The 18,705-nt window shown below is 72.3% G+C and carries 14 protein-coding genes; 12 read left to right on the top strand and 2 right to left on the bottom strand.

Going from position 1 to position 18,705, the window contains the following annotated elements; genetic code table 11:
- Positions 1 to 83: 83 nt before the first annotated feature.
- The 4 genes from mfd (at position 84) to ACIF83_RS16225 (ending at position 5,786) form a co-directional block, all read left to right on the top strand.
- Positions 84 to 3,617, top strand: coding sequence for a transcription-repair coupling factor (mfd, locus tag ACIF83_RS16240; protein WP_399727322.1), 3,534 nt, complete (start codon positions 84 to 86; stop codon positions 3,615 to 3,617).
- Positions 3,618 to 3,835: 218 nt separating this feature from the next.
- On the top strand, positions 3,836 to 4,552 hold the full coding sequence (locus ACIF83_RS16235) for an HNH endonuclease family protein (RefSeq protein WP_399727319.1): 717 nt from the start codon (positions 3,836 to 3,838) through the stop codon (positions 4,550 to 4,552).
- A 65-nt stretch (positions 4,553 to 4,617) separates the two neighbouring features.
- Complete coding sequence (locus tag ACIF83_RS16230; RefSeq protein ID WP_399727316.1) at positions 4,618 to 4,974, top strand: hypothetical protein; 357 nt, start codon at positions 4,618 to 4,620, stop codon at positions 4,972 to 4,974.
- A 68-nt stretch (positions 4,975 to 5,042) separates the two neighbouring features.
- Positions 5,043 to 5,786 carry an N-acetyltransferase gene (locus tag ACIF83_RS16225; RefSeq protein ID WP_393471584.1) on the top strand — a complete coding sequence of 248 codons (744 nt, stop codon included), beginning with the start codon at positions 5,043 to 5,045 and terminating at the stop codon, positions 5,784 to 5,786.
- Positions 5,787 to 5,854: 68 nt separating this feature from the next.
- Here ACIF83_RS16225 and ACIF83_RS16220 read toward each other — a convergent pair whose 3' ends face one another.
- Both ACIF83_RS16220 and ACIF83_RS16215 read right to left on the bottom strand, forming a co-directional pair.
- The gene (locus tag ACIF83_RS16220) at positions 5,855 to 6,571 is read right to left on the bottom strand and encodes a hypothetical protein (RefSeq protein ID WP_393471582.1); all 717 of its coding nucleotides are present in this window, start codon (positions 6,569 to 6,571) and stop codon (positions 5,855 to 5,857) included.
- Between the two features lie 114 nt (positions 6,572 to 6,685).
- Positions 6,686 to 7,378, bottom strand: coding sequence for a hypothetical protein (locus ACIF83_RS16215; protein ID WP_399727313.1), 693 nt, complete (start codon positions 7,376 to 7,378; stop codon positions 6,686 to 6,688).
- A gap of 193 nt (positions 7,379 to 7,571) precedes the next feature.
- Between ACIF83_RS16215 and ACIF83_RS16210 the strand changes: the two genes are divergently transcribed.
- The 8 genes from ACIF83_RS16210 to ACIF83_RS16175 all read left to right on the top strand — a co-directional run bounded on the left by ACIF83_RS16210 (position 7,572) and on the right by ACIF83_RS16175 (position 18,676).
- Entirely contained in the window at positions 7,572 to 9,854 is a 2,283-nt protein-coding gene (locus tag ACIF83_RS16210) for an N-6 DNA methylase (RefSeq protein WP_399727310.1), read from the top strand.
- A 151-nt stretch (positions 9,855 to 10,005) separates the two neighbouring features.
- Entirely contained in the window at positions 10,006 to 10,659 is a 654-nt protein-coding gene (locus ACIF83_RS16205) for a hypothetical protein (protein WP_399727307.1), read from the top strand.
- 38 nt (positions 10,660 to 10,697) lie between these two features.
- Positions 10,698 to 12,191: a protein kinase gene (locus ACIF83_RS16200; protein WP_393472684.1), complete on the top strand. Its 1,494-nt coding sequence runs from the start codon at positions 10,698 to 10,700 to the stop codon at positions 12,189 to 12,191.
- A 124-nt stretch (positions 12,192 to 12,315) separates the two neighbouring features.
- Positions 12,316 to 13,140 (top strand): glycoside hydrolase domain-containing protein, encoded by an 825-nt coding sequence (locus tag ACIF83_RS16195; protein ID WP_393471570.1) that lies wholly within the window; start codon positions 12,316 to 12,318, stop codon positions 13,138 to 13,140.
- Between the two features lie 143 nt (positions 13,141 to 13,283).
- Positions 13,284 to 13,931: a SurA N-terminal domain-containing protein gene (locus ACIF83_RS16190; RefSeq protein ID WP_393471568.1), complete on the top strand. Its 648-nt coding sequence runs from the start codon at positions 13,284 to 13,286 to the stop codon at positions 13,929 to 13,931.
- 132 nt (positions 13,932 to 14,063) lie between these two features.
- On the top strand, positions 14,064 to 15,032 hold the full coding sequence (locus ACIF83_RS16185; RefSeq protein ID WP_393471566.1) for a nucleoside triphosphate pyrophosphohydrolase: 969 nt from the start codon (positions 14,064 to 14,066) through the stop codon (positions 15,030 to 15,032).
- A 75-nt stretch (positions 15,033 to 15,107) separates the two neighbouring features.
- Entirely contained in the window at positions 15,108 to 17,402 is a 2,295-nt protein-coding gene (locus tag ACIF83_RS16180; protein WP_399727304.1) for a tetratricopeptide repeat protein, read from the top strand.
- On the top strand, positions 17,399 to 18,676 hold the full coding sequence (locus ACIF83_RS16175; RefSeq protein WP_399727301.1) for a cytochrome P450: 1,278 nt from the start codon (positions 17,399 to 17,401) through the stop codon (positions 18,674 to 18,676). Before ACIF83_RS16180 ends, ACIF83_RS16175 begins: the two co-directional genes overlap by 4 nt.
- The last annotated feature ends 29 nt before the right edge of the window (positions 18,677 to 18,705 follow it).

Genomic DNA, 18,705 nt, shown 5'->3' with positions numbered 1-18,705 from the left:
CGACGGCGTCGTAGGCTGGACACCCCCGGCTGCCACCCGCGCCGGGCTACTTGCGTTGCCCATCTCCGGACGGAAAACCCCCCATGAGCCTGCACGGTCTGCTCGACGCCGTCGTCAAGGACCCCGCCCTCGCGGAAGCGATCACAGCGGCCGCGGACGGCAACCGCATGCACATCGACCTCGTCGGCCCTCCCGCCGCCCGCCCCTTCGCGATCGCCGCCCTCGCCCGCGAGGCCGCCCGTCCGGTGCTCGCCGTGACGGCGACGGGCCGCGAGGCCGAGGACCTGGCGGCGGCCCTGCGCTCGCTGCTGCCCCCGGAGGGCGTCGTGGAGTACCCCTCCTGGGAGACGCTCCCGCACGAGCGCCTCAGCCCGCGCAGCGACACCGTCGGCCGCCGCCTCGCCGTCCTGCGCCGCCTCGCCCACCCCCGCCCCGACGACCCCGAGACCGGTCCGGTCTCCGTGGTCGTGGCGCCCGTACGCTCCGTGCTCCAGCCGCAGGTCAAGGGCCTCGGCGACCTGGAGCCGGTGTCCCTGAGGACGGGCCGGACGGCGGACCTGAACGAGGTCGTGGAAGCCCTCGCAGCCGCCGCCTACGCGCGCGTGGAGCTGGTGGAGAAGCGCGGCGAGTTCGCCGTACGCGGCGGCATCCTGGACGTGTTCCCGCCCACCGAGGAACACCCCCTGCGCATCGAGTTCTGGGGCGACGACGTCGAGGAGATCCGCTACTTCAAGGTCGCCGACCAGCGCTCCCTCGAAGTCGCCGAGCACGGTCTGTGGGCCCCGCCCTGCCGCGAACTGCTGCTGACGGAAAGCGTCCGTGCGCGCGCGCGTGCCCTCGCCGAGGAGCACCCGGAGCTCGGCGAACTGCTCGGCAGGATCGCCGAGGGCATCGCGGTGGAGGGCATGGAGTCCCTGGCGCCGGTCCTGGTGGACGACATGGAGCTGCTGCTCGACGTCCTGCCCAAGGACGCCATGGCCGTCGTGTGCGACCCGGAGCGGGTGCGTACCCGTGCCGCGGACCTGGTGGCGACGAGCCAGGAGTTCCTGCAGGCCTCCTGGGCGGCCACGGCAGGCGGCGGCGAGGCCCCCATCGACGTCGGCGCCGCCTCCCTGTGGTCCATCGCCGACGTCCGCGACCGCGCCCGCGAACGGGACATGATGTGGTGGTCCGTCTCGCCCTTCGCCGCCGACGAAGAGCTCGACGCGGACACCCTCAAGCTGGGCATGCACGCTCCCGAGACCTACCGCGGCGACACCGCCAAGGCCCTCGCCGACACCAAGGGCTGGCTCGCCGACGGCTGGCGCACGGTCTTCGTCACCGAGGCCCACGGCCCGGCCGCCCGCACCGTCGAGGTGCTCGGCGGCGAGGGCATCGCGGCCCGCCTCGACGCCGACCTCGGCGAGCTGAACCCCTCCGTCGTGCACGTCTCCTGCGGCTCGATCGACTTCGGCTTCGTCGACCCGGCGCTCAAGCTGGCCGTCCTCACCGAGACCGACCTGTCGGGCCAGAAGGCCGCCGGCAAGGACGGCGCCCGCATGCCGGCCCGCCGCCGCAAGACCATCGACCCGCTCACCCTGGAGCCGGGCGACTACATCGTCCACGAACAGCACGGCGTCGGCCGCTACATCGAGATGGTGCAGCGCACGGTGCAGGGCGCCACCCGCGAGTACCTGGTCGTGGAGTACGCCCCCGCCAAGCGCGGCCAGCCCGGCGACCGCCTCTACATCCCCACCGACCAGCTGGAGCAGATCACCAAGTACGTCGGCGGCGAGGCCCCCACCCTGCACCGCCTCGGCGGCGCGGACTGGACGAAGACCAAGGCGCGCGCGAAGAAGGCCGTCAAGGAGATCGCCGCCGACCTGATCAAGCTCTACAGCGCCCGCATGGCCGCCCCCGGCCACACCTTCGGCGCGGACACCCCCTGGCAGCGCGAGCTGGAGGACGCCTTCCCCTACGCGGAGACCCCCGACCAGCTGACCACCATCGCCGAGGTCAAGGAGGACATGGAGAAGTCGGTCCCCATGGACCGCCTGATCTGCGGCGACGTCGGCTACGGCAAGACCGAGATCGCGGTCCGCGCCGCCTTCAAGGCCGTACAGGACGGCAAGCAGGTCGCTGTCCTCGTCCCCACGACCCTGCTGGTGCAGCAGCACTTCGGTACGTTCTCCGACCGGTACTCGCAGTTCCCGGTGAACGTACGGGCGCTCTCCCGCTTCCAGACCGACACGGAGGCAAAGGCGGTCCTGGAGGGCCTCAAGGACGGTGCCGTGGACGTCGTCATCGGCACCCACCGCCTCTTCTCCTCCGAGACGAAGTTCAAGGACCTGGGCCTGGTCATCGTCGACGAGGAACAGCGCTTCGGCGTCGAGCACAAGGAGCAGCTGAAGAAGCTCCGCGCCAACGTCGACGTGCTGACCATGTCGGCCACCCCGATCCCGCGCACCCTGGAGATGGCGGTCACCGGCATCCGCGAGATGTCCACGATCACCACCCCGCCCGAGGAGCGCCACCCGGTGCTCACCTTCGTCGGGCCGTACGAGGAGAAGCAGATCGGCGCGGCCATCCGCCGCGAACTGCTGCGCGAGGGCCAGGTCTTCTACATCCACAACCGGGTCGAGTCCATCGACCGCGCGGCGGCCCGACTGCGCGACATCGTCCCCGAGGCGCGCATCGCCACCGCCCACGGCCAGATGTCCGAGTCGGCCCTGGAGCAGGTCGTCGTCGACTTCTGGGAGAAGAAATTCGACGTGCTCGTCTCCACGACGATCGTCGAGTCCGGCATCGACATCTCCAACGCCAACACGCTCATCGTGGAGCGCGGCGACACCTTCGGCCTCTCCCAGCTGCACCAGCTGCGCGGCCGCGTGGGACGAGGCAGGGAGCGCGGCTACGCCTACTTCCTGTACCCGCCGGAGAAGCCGCTCACCGAGACCGCGCACGAGCGTCTGGCCACGATCGCCCAGCACACCGAGATGGGCGCGGGCATGTACGTGGCCATGAAGGACCTGGAGATCCGCGGCGCCGGAAACCTGCTCGGCGGCGAGCAGTCCGGGCACATCGCGGGCGTCGGCTTCGACCTGTACGTGCGCATGGTCGGCGAGGCCGTCGCCGACTACCGGCGGCAGCTGGAGACCGGCGAGATCGAGGAGGAGCCGCCGCTCGAGGTCAAGATCGAGCTGCCCGTCGACGCACACGTCCCGCACGACTACGCACCCGGCGAGCGGCTGCGTCTGCAGGCCTACCGTGCCATCGCCTCCGCCAACTCCGAGGAGGACATCAAGGCGGTCCGCGAGGAACTCACCGACCGCTACGGCAAGCTGCCCGAGCCGGTGGAGAACCTGCTCCTGGTGGCCGGGCTCAGGATGCTCGCGCGCGCGTGCGGCGTCGGCGAGATCGTCCTTCAGGGCACCAACATCCGCTTCGCCCCGGTGGAGTTGCGCGAGTCGCAGGAGCTGCGGGTCAAGCGCCTGTACCCCGGCACGGTCATCAAGCCGGCCGTGCACCAGGTGCTGGTGCCGCGCCCGAAGACCGCGAAGGTGGGCGGCAAGCCGCTCGTCGGCCGGGAACTGCTGGGCTGGGTCGGGGAGTTCCTCGCCTCGATCCTGGGCTCGTAGGCGGCGAGGAGGGTTTCGGGGTCGCAGGCCTTCAGGGGGCGTGCGACCCTGCCGCCCCGAGCTCCGTTCCGGGCGTCGCATGCCCCCGCACAACACCGAATGCACGGAATCTCCTCGACGGCCCCCATCGGAGGGACGCCGCGGGGCCGTTACGGTGGTAGGCGGAACGATCCGCCCCGCATGTGAGGGCGGACCAGGGCGAGCCAGGGGGGACGCGCGTGAGGCGTCTGAGGGGTGGGGCGGTCACCGCTGCGGTCGTGATGGTCGCCGTGGCCGGCTGCAAGGCCGAACCCGGCAAGGGGGCCTCCGGGCCCGAGCGGACGGGAGGCGGGGGCGCCGCCCTCGCGGCCGCCGAGTCGCTGCCCGTCAAGGGCCGCGCCCCGAAGACCGGTTACTCCCGGGCCCGGTTCGGCTCCGCCTGGGCCGACACCGATTCCAACTCCTGCGACACCCGCGACGACATACTCAAGCGCGACCTGAAGGACGTGAAGTTCACCGGCGGCACCTGCAAGGTCACCTACGGCCTCCTGGAGCCCGACCCCTACTCCGGCAAGGACATCACCTACCGGCGCGGCCGCAGCCAGGTCGACATCGACCACGTCGTCGCCCTCTCGGACGCCTGGCAGAAGGGCGCCAAGTACTGGGACCCCAGCAAGCGCATAGCCCTGGCCAACGACCCCCTCAACCTGCTCGCGGTCGACGCGAGCACCAACCGCGGCAAGGGCGACGGCGACACCGCCACCTGGGTGCCGCCCGGCCAGGCCTTCCGCTGCACCTATGTGGCCGCCCAGGTGGCCGTCAAGAAGAAGTACGGCCTGTGGGTCACCGCCGCCGAGAAGGCCGCGATGACGAAGGTCCTCACCACCTGCCCGAACCAGAAACTCCCCACGGGCGGCAACCCGACGCAGGCCCCGGAGCGGTTCCGGGCGCGCTGAGCCGGGCCTGTCCACGGCCGGAACCCGGGTGCACCGGTGACGGCCCGACAGGCACCATGGGGGGGATGCCCGACCTGCTCTGGGACGACGTCGCCGACTGGTTTGACCCCGAGGTGACGGGCACGCTGCCGGACCTGCGCGTGCCCGGCGCCTCAACCGCGGACTGGCAGGCCGTTCTGGACCTCGTACGGGACAGCGGCCTGCGGTACTGCTACGAGGAGGGCGGCACCGTTCTCCCGCTGCCACGGGCGGCGGCCGTACTCTCCAGGCCTGCCGGCGCCGAGTGCCCGAACCTGAGCGTATGGCTGACGCCCGACATAGTGGCGATCTTCCGCTTGGATCCGGAGGGTGCTCACGGGCATCCGATGCTCGGGTACGAGCCGAAGACCGACCGGGTCCTCTTCCTCGCCGGCTCCGACTGAAGGACCGTCGCTCGGCGACGGGCTGAATTCGCTGTCCCCGCAGGTGCGTGCCACTTACGGTGACCTGCATGGACGTACAGGTAAGCACTCTCGCCGAACGGCCCGACCGGCTGCAGGCGGTGCTCGGGATGGCCGACACATGGCCCGAGTTCGTGACCAACGACCCCGTGGGCAGCGCCCACTACGGCCGCATCCCCACCGAACTGCCGCAGTACGCGCTGTTCGCCGAGGACGAGCGGGGCGAGGTCGTGGCCCACGCCTTCAGCGTGCCCTTCTCCCTCGCCGCCGAGGGCCGGGGGACCCTGCCCGCCCGGGGCTGGGACGAGATCCTGCTGTGGGCCTTCGCCGACCGGCGCCGCGGCACCCGCCCGGACACGGTCAGCGCGATCTCCGTCGTCATCGCGCCGCACGCCCAGGGCCACGGCCTGTCCGCCGTCATGCTCTCGGCGATGCGGGACAACGCCCGCGCCCACGGCTTTTGCGAGGTCGTCGCCCCCGTCCGCCCGAGCGCCAAGCACCGCGAACCGCACACCCCGATCACCGAGTACGCCCACCGGGTGCGCCCCGACGGCCTGCCGGAGGACCCGTGGCTGCGCGTGCACGCCCGGGCCGGCGCCACCATCGACTCGATCGCCCCGGCCTCCATGACCGTGGGCGCCTCGCTGGCGGAGTGGCGCCGCTGGACCGGGCTGCCCTTCGACGTCCCGGGGGACGTCGAGGTGCCCGGCGCGCTGGTCCCGGTCCGCTGCGAACCGGAGCGGGGGTACGCCGTCTACGTCGAACCCAACGTTTGGATGCGACACCCGCTCTGATCCGTGCCGGCGTGGCCCGTGCTCGGTGTGACCCGTGCGAGGCGTGGCTCGGCCGTCGGTCCCGGTGATCAGGACTTGGCGGCCGCGTCCTTCAGGGAGCCCACGACGTGCCCCGCCAGCTTGGTGGCGTTGGCGGCGCCGTTGTCGCTGCCGGCCGTGGACATCACGGTGACCACGGAGCTGCCCACGCGGGCGGCCACCAGGGTGGTGCCGTTCTCCCAGCGAGGGCTGGTGAGCGTGATGGTGTAGGCCTCGTCACCGAGTCCGGAGGTGTCGCGGCCGGAGAGCTTCACCTTGGCGTGCGCGTCCGTGTCCGTGAAGGTGGCGCACGCGGTGGCGGCGTTGCGCACCTCCTTCATCACCGTCGTCGCGGTGGTGCCCTGGAACGCGTCGATCTCCTGGACCATCTCTTCGCTCTGGTCCTTGTTCGCGTAGTCGTTCTGCGCGAACGACACGCCCCCCTTGAAGCCGGTCACGTCGATCCACGAGGTGTTCTCGAACTTGGAGCAATCCGGCTTCGCCGTGTTCCGGCTGCTCGGGGCGAGGAACTCGCTGCCGCTGTCGGCGGCGCCGTCCGCGACGGCGGTGAGGTGGGACGGGTAGACCGACGCCGGTGCCAGAGCCTTCTTCAGCTGGGTGCCCGTCATCAGGCCGGCGTTGGGGTCTTTGGCCTTCGTCGCCTTGGCCGACGTGGTGGCGTCGGAGGAACCGGTGGAGCAGGCGGCCAGGGCCAGCGGCAGCGCGGCGACGGCGAGGACCTTGACGAAACGGGACGGAAGACGCATGGAATTTCCTTGGAAGAGTCGGTACTTGGTATGCGGTGGTAGGTGTGAGGCAGTGGGGGTGCGAAGCGGCACCGGAGGCGGGGCCAGGGTGCCGGGGCGGGAGCGCCTGCCGGGTCAGGCCGTCTTCTTCCAGTCGCCGCAGCCGGTCGTCTTGAAGTAGGCGTCCGTGGAGGTGATGGCGACGACGGCCGTACCGGCGACGTTGTCGTTGGCCAGCACCGAGTCCGTGTCGCCCGAGGCGCCCTTGGTGCGCTCCCAGTAGCAGGAGTCGTCCTTGTTCCCGGAGGACTTGTAGGTGCCCGGCGCGATGTCCGTACCGACCTTGAACATGCCGCCGTCGCCGTCCATCGAGGAGGCGGGCGTGCCCTTCGCCTTCGGGTCCACGGCTTCCCAGTCCTTGCAGTCGGTCGACTTGAACAGCTTGTCGCCGGCCTTGAGGGTCACGTAACTCGTGCCGGTGACGTTGTCGTTGGCCAGCACCGAGTCCATGTCGCCCGAGGCGTCCTTGGCGCGCTCCCAGTAGCACATGCCGTCGGTGTTGCCGGTGGTGCGGTAGGTGCCGGGCTTGATGTCGGAGCCGACCTGGTAGTCGCCGTTCCCGCCGAAGGCCGCCTTCTTCCCCTCGGCCGCCTTGGCACCCCCAGAGTCCTTCTTGCCGCCGGGCTGGTGCGCGGCGGACGCCGAAGAGTCCTTGCCGCTGCTGTCGGAGCCGGCGTCCTTGCCGTCGCTGCCGGCGTTCGCGGACACGACACCGATGACGACGACACCCACGACGGCGCCCAGCGCGATCTTGCCCTTCATCCCCATGACGGGACCCCCTCCCCTGGCGTGGCGACCGCCCCCTCCGGCTGGTCGCTCGTTCGCTGGGTCAATAAGACCAGAGGCTGTGAACCGAGTCAACACGGTTCACATCATTGATTGTGTACACGCGCGTGAATGCAGGGATCTTGTGTACGTCGGTATGCTCGACGCACACACGGGACGAGGGGGAGTGGGGCCGGTGCAGGACAACGCGACAGAGGTGACCGCGGCCGGTATCGCCCGGCTCGCCGGGGTGGGCCGGGCCGCCGTCAGTAACTGGCGCCGCCGGCACGCCGACTTCCCCAAGCCGGTCGGCGGCACCGAGACCAGCCCGTCCTTCGCGTTGGCCGAGGTGGAGGCCTGGCTGCGCAAGCAGGGCAAGCTCGCCGAGGTACCGCTGCGGGAACGGGTCTGGCAGCAGCTCGCCGGTCACCCCGAGGGGCCGGTCACCGCCCTGGTGCACGCGGGCTGCGCCCTGCTGCTCATCCACGAGCGCCCCACTGTCTGGCTCGACGTGAGCGCCGGCTCCGACGAGCGGCTGGCCGCGATGCTGCCCGGAGCGCTGGACCAGGTGCTCACCCCGCGCTTCGGTGCCACGTACAGCCGCGGTGTTCACGCCGACGGAGCTGGGAGCGCCTCATCGGCTGTGAACAGTCCGCTTTCTGTGAACACCGATACAGCGGCTCACCGCGGGGTCGGCTCCCCGACTCCGAGCGCCGTGCACGCCCCACCCGCCGTGCACACCCCGTCCACCGCGAACACCCCGCAGGGCGCCCACAGCGCACCGGCCACCCACACGGCACCGGCCACCCACACTGCACCGGCCACCCACAACGCACCGACCTTCCACACCGCACCCGCCCTCCACACCCCCACAGGCCCCCAGCTCCTCCCCTCCGCCCCTCTCCTGCGCGGCGCCGCCGAGCTGGCCGCCGAGCTGGGCGCGCGGCAGACCTTCGAGTTCCTGCTGGGCCGGCATCTGGACGCGAACCCGCGCCAGTACACGCTCACCCCGGCCGAACTCGCCCGCCTCATGGCCGACCTCGCCGGTCCCGCCCGCACCGTCCTCGACCCGGCCTGCGGCACCGGCGCCCTGCTGCGCGCCGTGGACGCCCGCCCCGACCAGGAGCTGTACGCCCAGGACAGCGCGCCCGACCTCGCCGCGCTGACCGCGCTGCGCCTCGCGCTCAACGCCCGGGCCACCGTGCGCGGCGCCGTCGGCGACACCCTGCGCGGCGACGCCTACCCGCAGCTGCGCGCCGACGCCGTCCTGTGCCATCCGCCGTTCAACGAGCGCAACTGGGGCCACGACGAGCTCGCCTACGACGCCCGCTGGGAGTACGGCTTCCCCGCGCGCACCGAGTCCGAGCTGGCCTGGGTGCAGCACGCGCTGGCCCGGCTGGCCGACGGCGGCACCGCCGTCCTGCTGATGCCGCCGGCCGCGGCCTCCCGCCGTTCCGGGCGCCGGATCCGTGCCGACCTGCTGCGCCGGGGCGCGCTGCGGGCCGTGGTCGCACTGCCGGTCGGGGCGGCGCCGCCGTACAACATCCCGCTCCATGTGTGGGTGTTGCGCCGGCCGGACCGGATGCCCGCGGCGCCCGAGGTGCTGCTCGCCGACACCGGGCGGTTCGCGGGCGAGGCGCGGGGCGGGCCGGACTGGCAGGCGGTCCGGGACGCCGTCCTGGACGCCTGGCGGACCTTCGAGCGCGCGGGGCGGCTGGAGGAGCGGCCGGGGCTGGCGCGTTCCGTGCCGGTCATCGGGCTGCTCGACGACGACGTGGACCTCGCCCCCGCCCGCCATCTGCCGCCCCCGGCCGTGGCCGACGGGGTGGAGCAGCTCGCGGCGGTGCGCGAACGCCTAGGCGAGACCCTGCGGCTGACCGCCGACCTCACCCCGCCCCCGGCCGATCCGGGGTCACCCGCGCGGTGGCCGCTCACCACCGTCGGCGAACTCGCGCGCGGGGGCGCGCTGGTGCTGCGCACCGGCGGAAACGGTGGCCGCGCGCGCGTGCCCGTTCTCACCGACCATGACGTGCTCGCCGGAACGGCACCCTCCGGGACGCTTCCGGAGAGCGACGAGGAGGCCGTGCTGACCGAGCCGGGCGACGTCGTCGTACCGGTGCTCGGGGGTGGTTCGGTGGCGCGCGTGATCGACGAGGCGACGGGGGGCGCCGCCCTGGGGCGCAGTCTCGTGCTGCTGCGCCCCGATCCCACGGCGCTCGATCCCTGGTTCCTCGCCGGCTTCCTGCGCGGTACGGCCAACCACCGCCAGGCCAGCAGCTACGCGTCCACGGCCACACGTCTGGACGTGCGCCGCCTGCAGCTGCCCCGGCTGCCGCTCGACGAACAACGGCGCTACGGTGCGCGTTTCCGCGCGCTCGCCGAGTTCGAACGCGCACTGCGCCACACGAGCCGGCTCGGGGAGCAGCTCGTGCGCGGGATGTACGACGGGCTCACGGACGGCACCGTCGCGCCTGATTGACCGCGGTGCCCGGACAACGGTTCGGTACAACCCGGGCCGGTTGTCCGCGCCGGGCCATATGCTCGAAGCGACCATCGCACGAGTGGTGTTGTCCGCCCGGCCGAGCGCATCGGGCGGGCACGTACACCCCTGTCAGGCATCAGGAGCAGTCATGCAAGGCCACGGCTACGCACGGCCGGTGAAGCAGCCGCCCCACACCGGGTGGCTGGTCTTCATGCGTGTGCTGTTCGTGGCGATCGGGATCTTCAGCCTCGGCTTCCTGACCTGGGCGATGCTGTTGCGGCTGGCCGCCGTCACGCGCAAGTCGCTGGACTGGGGCCTGTTCGTGGCGGTGCTGGCGGCCGACTTCCTCGCCATCGTGCTGCTGGGCAGCGAGCCGGGCGAGGAGGTCCACACCGCGGGCGGCTACCTGGGGATGGTCCTGATCCTCGGCGGCCTGCCGGTCGTGCTCGTCTACTACCTGGTGGCGGACATACGGCACTTCCAGAAGCTCCGGAGGGCGTACGAGGCGAACCGGGCGCTGTCCGGGTACGGCTATCCGCAGCCTGCGCCGCCGTTCACGGCGACGATCGGGGCGCAGACCCCGGCGCCCGCGCCGTCCCCGCCCGTCACGCCCCCGATGGCGCACACACCCGTCCCGCGGCCCCCGTTGACGACCCCGCCGCCCCAGCGCCCGGCGCCCGCCCGGATCGAGCAGGTGCGTGCCGAACTGGACGAGCTGAGCGACTACCTGCGCAAGCACGACGGCCACCAGGAAGGCCGTGACGAGGGCAGGCAGGACGCCGGCCACGAGGGCGGACGGTGACCGTGGCGACAGGACGTGTCGTCGCCGGCCGGTACGAACTGTCCACGCTCATCGGGCAGGGCGGCATGGGCCAGGTCTGGACGGCATACGACCAGCGGCTCGACCGGCGCGTGGCGGTAAAGCTGCTGCGCCCCGACAAGGTGGCCGGGCAGGAGGCCGACGAGCTGCGCCGCCGCTTCGTGCGTGAGTGCCGGGTCACCGCGCAGGTGGACCATCCGGGCCTGGTGACCGTGCACGACGCGGGCAGCGAGGGCGAGGAGCTGTTCCTCGTCATGCAGTACGTGGACGGCGCCGACCTCTCCGACCACCTGGCCGAGCACGACCCGTACCCGTGGCAGTGGGCGGTCGCGGTGGCCGCGCAGCTGTGCGCCGTGTTGAGCGCCGTGCACGCCGTGCCGATCGTGCACCGCGACCTCAAGCCGCGGAACGTCATGGTGAAGCAGGACGGCACGGTCACGGTGCTCGACCTGGGCGTGGCCTCGGTCATGGACACCGACACCACCCGCCTCACCCACACCGGCTCGCCGATCGGCTCGCCCGCCTACATGGCGCCCGAGCAGGCGATGGGCGGCGCGGTCGGCCCGTACACCGACCTGTACGCGCTCGGTGTGCTGATGCACGAACTGCTCAGCGGTGACGTGCCGTTCGCCGGATCCACGGCGCTCGGCGTGCTGCACCGGCACCTGTACGAGCCCCCGCTGCCCGTGCGCCGTATCCGCCCCGAGGTCCCCGAGGCGCTCGAAGCACTGGTCCTGCGCCTGCTCGCCAAGGACCCGCAGCACCGGCCGGCCTCCGCACAGGAGGTGTACGAGCACCTGGCGCTGCTCCTGCCCGCGCGCGGGATGCCCACGGGGGCGCCTCTGGACCCCACGCGCCCCTTCCTGCGCCCGCACGCCCCGTGGCCGGACCGCGCGCGCACGCCCGCGCCCCAGCCCGCCCCCGTGACACCCGTGCCGAACACGGCCGAGAAGCCCGATGTCGCCGCCGCCGTCGACGAGGTCAAGCGGCTCCTCGGGGAGGGGCGCATCACCCAGGCCGTCGACATACTCGGCGCGATCCTGCCCGCCGCGGCCGAACAGCACGGCGAACACTCCCCGGTCGTGCGCACCCTGCGCAAGCAGTACGCGGCCACCCTGATGGACGACGGCCAGTACCGGCGCGCGCTGCCCGAACTGCGCCGCCTCGGCGACGAACGCGCCGCCGAGGCCGGCCAGGCCGACCCGCAGTCCCTGCGCTTCCGCTACGAGGCCGCCCAGTGCCTGGAGCAGCTCGGCGAACCGGCGGCGGCGCTCGCCGAGTACCGCGCGCTGCTGCCGTACTACGAGAACCAGTACGTCTCCGGCGACCCGCAGCTCGCCCACGACGTGCGGCGCCGCATAGGCCACCTGCTGCTCGCGCTCGGCGACCGCCCGGCCGCCCACGACACGCTCGCGCGACTGCTGATGGACGTCGAACGCTTCCAGGGCCCGGGACACCCGCTGGCCGCGGAGATCCGCCGCACTCTGCAGTGGCTGGGACAGGTGCGCGGCTAGATTTTGCCGTTCCCTGAGGGATTCTTGTGATCTTCGGGAGATTGCGTTTCCCGAAGACAGGGGCGGCGCCGTATAGGTTGCGCTTCGTTTTTCGCCAGGCACGTACGAGCAGGGGTGGGGTTTCATGGCCGGCCATCGGCAGTCGAAGAAGCGCAGGTACGTCACGTGGGCGGTGGCCGGTGCGGCCGTCGTCGCCGGTGCCGGCATTGCGGCCCAGGCCTCCATGGCCGCCACCACCTGGCCGGCGCAGAAGACGTTCACCGGCCGCGCCTTCGACACCTGCACCGCGCCCTCCGAAGCCACGATGAAGGCCTGGCACACCGGCTTCTACGGCGCCGCCGCCGTCTACGTGGGCGGCAAGAACCGCGGCTGCAACCAGCCCAACCTCACGTCCAAGTGGGTCACGGACGTCACCGCCATGGGCTGGAAGCTCATCCCCCTCTACGTCGGCGCCCAGCCGTCCTGCGGGTCCGGCGGCTCCGAGAAGATCAGCGCCTCCACCGCCGCGTCCGTCGGCAAGTCCGAGGCGGACGACGCGGTGGCCAAGGCCTCGGCACTCGGCATCAAGGCCGGCAGCCCGATCTACCTGGACATGGAGGCGTACGACACCACGAACACGTCGTGCAACGACGCCGTGCTGACGTACGTCCGCGCCTTCGACAAGGAACTGCACGCCAAGACGTACCGTGCCGGCTACTACGGCTTCACCAGCTCCAGCGCCAAGGCCGTCGCCACCGCCACCGACAAGACGGACCTGCCCGGCAACCTCTGGTACGCGCTGTGGGACAAGCAGAACACCACCACCGCGGACTGGCCGTGGGGCGCCACCCAGTTCACCGGCCACAGTCGCGCCCACCAGTACATGGTCAACAGCAAGGAGGCGCACGGCGGCGTCACGCTCACCGTCGACCGTGACGCGTGGGACGCGCCGGTGGCCATCACCGGCTGACGACGGGACCGCCGGTGCGCGCGGCGGTGCCTGAAGTCGTGGTGAATCGTTGGTCGAATGGGTTGGCCTGAGCTGAGCCGCTGCCTACCATCGATCACCGCAAGACTTTGTGCACCGTCGCACAATCTCCTCGGGAGGTTTCCTTGCACCGCCGCCGTCGCACCGCGCTCGTCCTCTCCGCCGCGATCGCCGCCGCGGCCCCCCTCCTTGCCGCCTGCGGAAACGATGCGCACCCCGGCGCGGCCGCCGTCGTGGGAGGGCAGCGGATCACCGTCGCCCAGCTGGAGAACCGGGTCAACGAGGTACGCAAGGCGCAGCGGGCCGCGGTGCCGGACGAGACCCAGTACCAGCAGGTGCTCTCCTCCACCAGCAGCCTCACCCGCGACACCCTGCACAACATGGTCCTCGACCGGGTGCTGCACCGCGCCGCGCAGGACCAGGGGATCACGGTCACCCGCAAGGAGGTCCTGCAGATGCGCACCGGCCTGGAGCAGCAGGCCGGCGGCATCAAGGGGCTGGAGACGGCCTGGCTGCAGAAGTACGGCATCGCGCCCGAGCGCCTCGACGACAACCTCCGCCTCCAGCTCGAGGCCCAGAAGCTCGCCGCGAAGCTCGGCACCGACACCACCCAGCCCGCCTTCTGGAAGGCCCTGTCCAACGCCTCCGGGGAACTCCACGTCGACCTCAACCCGCGCTACGGGTCCTGGGACGTGCAGAAGAGCAGCCGGGTGGACGCCAAGACGCCGTGGGTGCGGGAGGTCACGGCGGGGGAGCAGCAGCAGACGGCGTAGCGGGCGGGCTCCGGGGTGCCGTAGCGGTACGGCAGCGGCCCGTGGACGACCGTCGGTCATACGATCACACGACACCCCTGCCCCTGTGGACAACCGATCCCGTCCCTCTTCGCCGTGGGTTACGTTCGCATGGTGAACGCAACCAGCCCCGAAGCCGCCCCCGGCCGCATCGTCCTGCTCACCACCAGCCACCGTGTCGCGCCCGGCCTGCTGTCCTGGCCCGCCTGGCAGGCGCTGCGCGCCGCCGACGCGGTGCTGTGCGCGGACGGCGCGCACCCTCAGCTGCCGTATCTGCGCGAGGCCGGGATAACCGTGGCAGAGGCGTCCCCCACCGCCCAGGAGCTGGTCGACGCCTGCGCCGGCGGGCGGACGGTGGTGGTCGTGGCCACCGGTGAGGGAGAGCCCGCCCTCACCGACGGACTGGCCCGCCTGGCCGGCTCCGGCCGGGTGCGGATGCCGGAGCTGGAGCTGCTGCCCGCCTCCTACGACCTGCCCGGCGCCCGCCTCCTCGATCTCGTCCAGGTCATGGACCGCATCCGCGCCCAATGCCCCTGGTCGTCCCGCCAGACCCACAAGGGCCTGGCGAAGTACGGCATCGAGGAGGCGTACGAACTGGTCGAGGCGATCGAGGCCGGCGACCGCGACGAACTGCGGGAAGAGCTGGGCGACGTCCTGCTCCAGGTCGTCTTCCACTCCCGCATCGCCGAGGAGGACCCGGACGCGCCGTTCTCGATCGACGACGTGGCGGGCGGCATCGTCGCCAAGCTGATCCACCGCCACCCGCACGTCTTCGGCGACGAGAGGGCCGAGACCCCGGAGGACGTCAAGGAGCACTGGCTGCGCACCAAGGCCGAGGAGAAGCGGCGCACCTCGGTCACCGAGGGCGTCCCCCTAGGCCAGCCCGGCCTCGCCCTCACCGCCAAACTCGCCTCCCGCGCCCGCACGGCGGGCCTGGACGTCCCACTGCCGCAGGGGGAGGGCATCGGCTACGAGCTGCTGGCCATGGCGGTGCGGGCCGAGGCGGAGGGTGTGGACCCGGAGGCGGCGCTGCGGGCGGCGGCTCGGGCGTACCGGGACGCGATCAAGGAGACGGAGGGCTGATTGCTTACAGGGCGTCAGAGCCCTTGCGTCTCAGTACCGTTGACCTGAACGTGGTCGTGAGGTGTGGGGGCGTGCGTGAGGCTGGAGTCGGAGCTGGCGAGCATTGGGGCCGAGGTCCTCGTGGCGAGGCGGGACCCGGTGGAGTGGACCCGGGTCCGGAAGGCGTTCGCGGCCTGGTTCAAGAGCAACGGCGCTCCCGGCTACGAGACCGAACTCCGCGTCGACCCGTGGCCCGCGGCCGGTCTCACGGAGCTGGAGCGGAAGGTCTGGTTCACGCGCGTACGCATGACGCTCGACCATGCGCCGGACGGAAATGCAGCGGCTGAGCAACTACACGTCCTGATAGAGAAGTTCGCCCCCGCTCCGGACGAGGGCCGCACCCCCGCCCCGGGCCCGGAGCCGGAGCAGCACCCGCCTCGCCTCTCGGACCACGTCGACTTCCGGAGCGGCACCTTCCACGGGCAGGTCATCGGCGTCCAGGTACAGAACACCTACGGCGCCCAGCCGACCCACTCCCACCCCAGCCCGGCCGACTGGCCGACGGCCGGGGAACTGGAACCGCTCGCACACGGAGTGCGGCCCGCCCGGCGTACGAAGGGGCTGCCCCAGCTGCCGCCCTACGTCGAGCGGGACATGGACGGCGCCGTCGGCTCGGCGGTGGCGGAGGGCGGGCTGGTGGTCGTCCTCGGGGAGCCGTTCGCCGGGAAGTCGCGTACGGCGCTGGCGGCCCTGGCCACCGTGCTCCCGACGGCCCGGGTGTACGCACCGGCCCGGCACGCGGACCTGCGGGGCCTGCCCGACCTGCTGCGCGGCCGGCCCGACCGGTGCGTGCTGTGGCTGGACGACCTCGACGGCCACCTCGGCGGCGGCGGCCTGGAGCCACGGCTGCTGGCACGGCTGACCGGGCAGGGCGTGGTCGTACTCGCCACGCTGCGCGAGGACGCCTACGACGAACACCGACAGACGTCACGGGGGCGCGTGCTGGACCTGGCGCAGCTCGTGGAGCTGCCCCGCGATTGGAGCCGGGCGGAGCGGGGGAGGGCCGAGGGGGCGGGTGACCCGAGACTCGCGCAGGCCGCCCGGCGCAGTGGCCCTGAGGGCGCCGCGGCCTACCTGGCCGTCGCCCCGCTGCTCTGGGACGAGTGGCGGCGCGCCCGGCGCCCCGACCGGCACCCGCGCGGGCACGCGTTGGTGCGGGCGGCGATGGATCTGGCGCGGTGCGGGCTCAGGGGGCCGTTGCCACAGGAGCTGCTCGTGGAGGTGCACGAGACGCACGAGGTTCCCGCCGGGCTGGACCGGGAGTCGGTGGAAGAGGCGTTCGCGTGGGCGGTGGAGGAGCGGTTCGGGGTGCTGCCGTTGCTGCGGCGCGGCGGGCCACGGGTGTGGGAGGTCGCGGCCTGTCTCGTGGACATGGCGGAGGAGGACGGAGGCCTGCCGCCGGTGAGCGGGGCGCTGTGGCACCGGGCGGTGCAGGTCGCGCGCGAGAACGGGGCGTACGACTTCGAGACGGTGGCCGCGCTGGCGCGGACCGCGTTCCGGGACGCGGCCGAGGGCGGGGACAAGACGGCGATGTACCGGCTCGGGCTGCTGGAGGAGAGTCTGGGGGCCGGCGAGGAGGCCGAGGTCTGGTTCCGGAGGGCGGCCGAGGCCGGGATGGCCAAGGCGGCGGGACACCTCGGGCGGCTGCTGGTGGAGCGCGGTCATGAGGAGCAGGCGGAGCCGTTTCTGGAGACGGCGGCGTGGGCGGGGGACGCGGAGGCGGCGACACTGCTCGGCAAGCTGCTGCAAGAGCGGGCGGCGCGATGGCTGCGGTGGGGGGCCAACAGGGGAAACGGGGAGGCCGCCCACCTCCTGGGCGACCTGCTGTTCGGGGCCGGGGACCACGATGGCGCCGCTGAGTGGTACTACGCGGCGATGGTGATGGGCCGTACCGAGGTCGCGATGAGCTATGGGGCGCTGCATCGGGCGTCGGACGAGGTGCCCTTGGCCGAGGTCTGGTTCCGTCGTGCCGCCGCTGCCGGGGACCACAGGGCCGCCGAGGCGCTCTGGGACAGCCCGCTCAGCCGGTCGATCGAGCAGGCCGAAGCCTATTGCCGCGAGGACGCCGAGAACGGGACAGCCATGCAAGCGGCCCACCTCGGGTTCCTGCTGGAGCAGCAGGGCCGGGTCGACGAGGCTGTCACCTGGTATCGCAAGGCGTACGAACTCGGTGACGCCTATGGCGCCTTTCTGCTCGCCACCCTCTTGAAGAAGCAGGGCAGCAACCCGGGAGCCCTGGCCTGGTACCGCAAAGCCGCCGCCCTGGGCCACCCCGCTGCCCTGAAGGCGCTCGGCGAGACGTCCGGGAAGCCGGATACCGTCACGGAGTGACCAGCCAGCCCAGCCACCCCCACCCCCCGACGGCCCCCGACCTCTTCACCTGGGAGTTCGCCAGCGACCCCTACCCCGCCTACGCCTGGCTCCGTGAGCACGCCCCCGTGCACCGGACCCGGCTGCCCAGTGGGGTCGAGGCCTGGCTGGTCACGCGGTACGCCGATGCCAAGCAGGCCCTCGCCGACCAGCGGCTGAGCAAGAACCCGGCGCATCACGACGAGCCCGCGCACGCCAAGGGGAAGACCGGTATCCCGGGCGAGCGCAAGGCCGAGCTGATGACGCACCTGCTGAACATCGACCCGCCGGACCACACCCGCCTGCGCCGGCTGGTCAGCAAGGCGTTCACGCCCCGCAGGGTCGCCGAGTTCGCGCCCCGGGTGCAGGAACTGACCGACCACCTCATCGACCAGTTCGCGAAGCAGGGCTCGGCCGACCTCATCCACGAGTTCGCGTTCCCGCTCCCCATCTACGCCATCTGCGACCTGCTCGGCGTACCGCGCGAGGACCAGGACGACTTCCGGGACTGGGCGGGGATGATGATCCGGCACGGGGGAGGGCCGCGGGGCGGGGTCGCACGGTCCGTCAAGAAGATGCGCGGCTATCTCGCCGACCTCATCCACCGCAAGCGCGAGGCGCTGCCCGCCGAGCCGACCCCGGGCGAGGACCTGATCTCCGGCCTCATCCGCGCCTCCGACCACGGCGAGCACCTCACCGAGAACGAGGCCGCCGCGATGGCCTTCATCCTGCTGTTCGCCGGGTTCGAGACGACCGTGAACCTGATCGGCAACGGCACCTACGCCCTGCTCACCCACCCCGAGCAGCGCCACCGCCTGCAGCGGTCCCTGGCCGCCGGGGAGCGGGACCTGCTGGAGACCGGGGTCGAGGAACTCCTGCGCTACGACGGCCCGGTGGAGCTGGCCACCTGGCGGTTCGCCACCCGGCCGCTCACCATCGGCGGGCAGGACATCGCCGCCGGGGACCCGGTGCTCGTCGTCCTCGCCGCCGCGGACCGGGATCCGGAGCGGTTCGCCGACCCGGACGTCCTGGACCTGTCCCGCCGGGACAACCAGCACCTCGGCTACGGCCACGGCATCCACTACTGCCTCGGCGCCCCGCTCGCCCGTCTGGAGGGCCAGACCGCGCTCGCCACCCTCCTCACCCGCCTCCCCGACCTGCGGCTCGGGGCGGACCCGGCCGAGCTGCGCTGGCGCGGCGGACTCATCATGCGGGGCGTGCGCACCCTCCCCGTGGAGTTCACGCCCGCCCTCTGAGCGCGGCTCGAACAGGCCGGACGCGGACA

Source organism: Streptomyces sp. NPDC085866, from assembly GCF_044541035.1.
GTDB lineage: Bacteria > Actinomycetota > Actinomycetes > Streptomycetales > Streptomycetaceae > Streptomyces.
This window is presented reverse-complemented; position numbering and strand designations above follow the sequence as displayed.

Coding starts and splice junctions, on each gene's coding strand:
- ACIF83_RS16195 (WP_393471570.1), top strand. CDS start 12,316: ATGGCCGGCCATCGGCAGTCGAAGAAGCGCAGGTACGTCACGTGGGCG.
- ACIF83_RS16220 (WP_393471582.1), bottom strand. CDS start 6,571: ATGCGTCTTCCGTCCCGTTTCGTCAAGGTCCTCGCCGTCGCCGCGCTG.
- ACIF83_RS16215 (WP_399727313.1), bottom strand. CDS start 7,378: ATGGGGATGAAGGGCAAGATCGCGCTGGGCGCCGTCGTGGGTGTCGTC.
- ACIF83_RS16225 (WP_393471584.1), top strand. CDS start 5,043: ATGGACGTACAGGTAAGCACTCTCGCCGAACGGCCCGACCGGCTGCAG.
- mfd (WP_399727322.1), top strand. CDS start 84: ATGAGCCTGCACGGTCTGCTCGACGCCGTCGTCAAGGACCCCGCCCTC.
- ACIF83_RS16230 (WP_399727316.1), top strand. CDS start 4,618: ATGCCCGACCTGCTCTGGGACGACGTCGCCGACTGGTTTGACCCCGAG.
- ACIF83_RS16205 (WP_399727307.1), top strand. CDS start 10,006: ATGCAAGGCCACGGCTACGCACGGCCGGTGAAGCAGCCGCCCCACACC.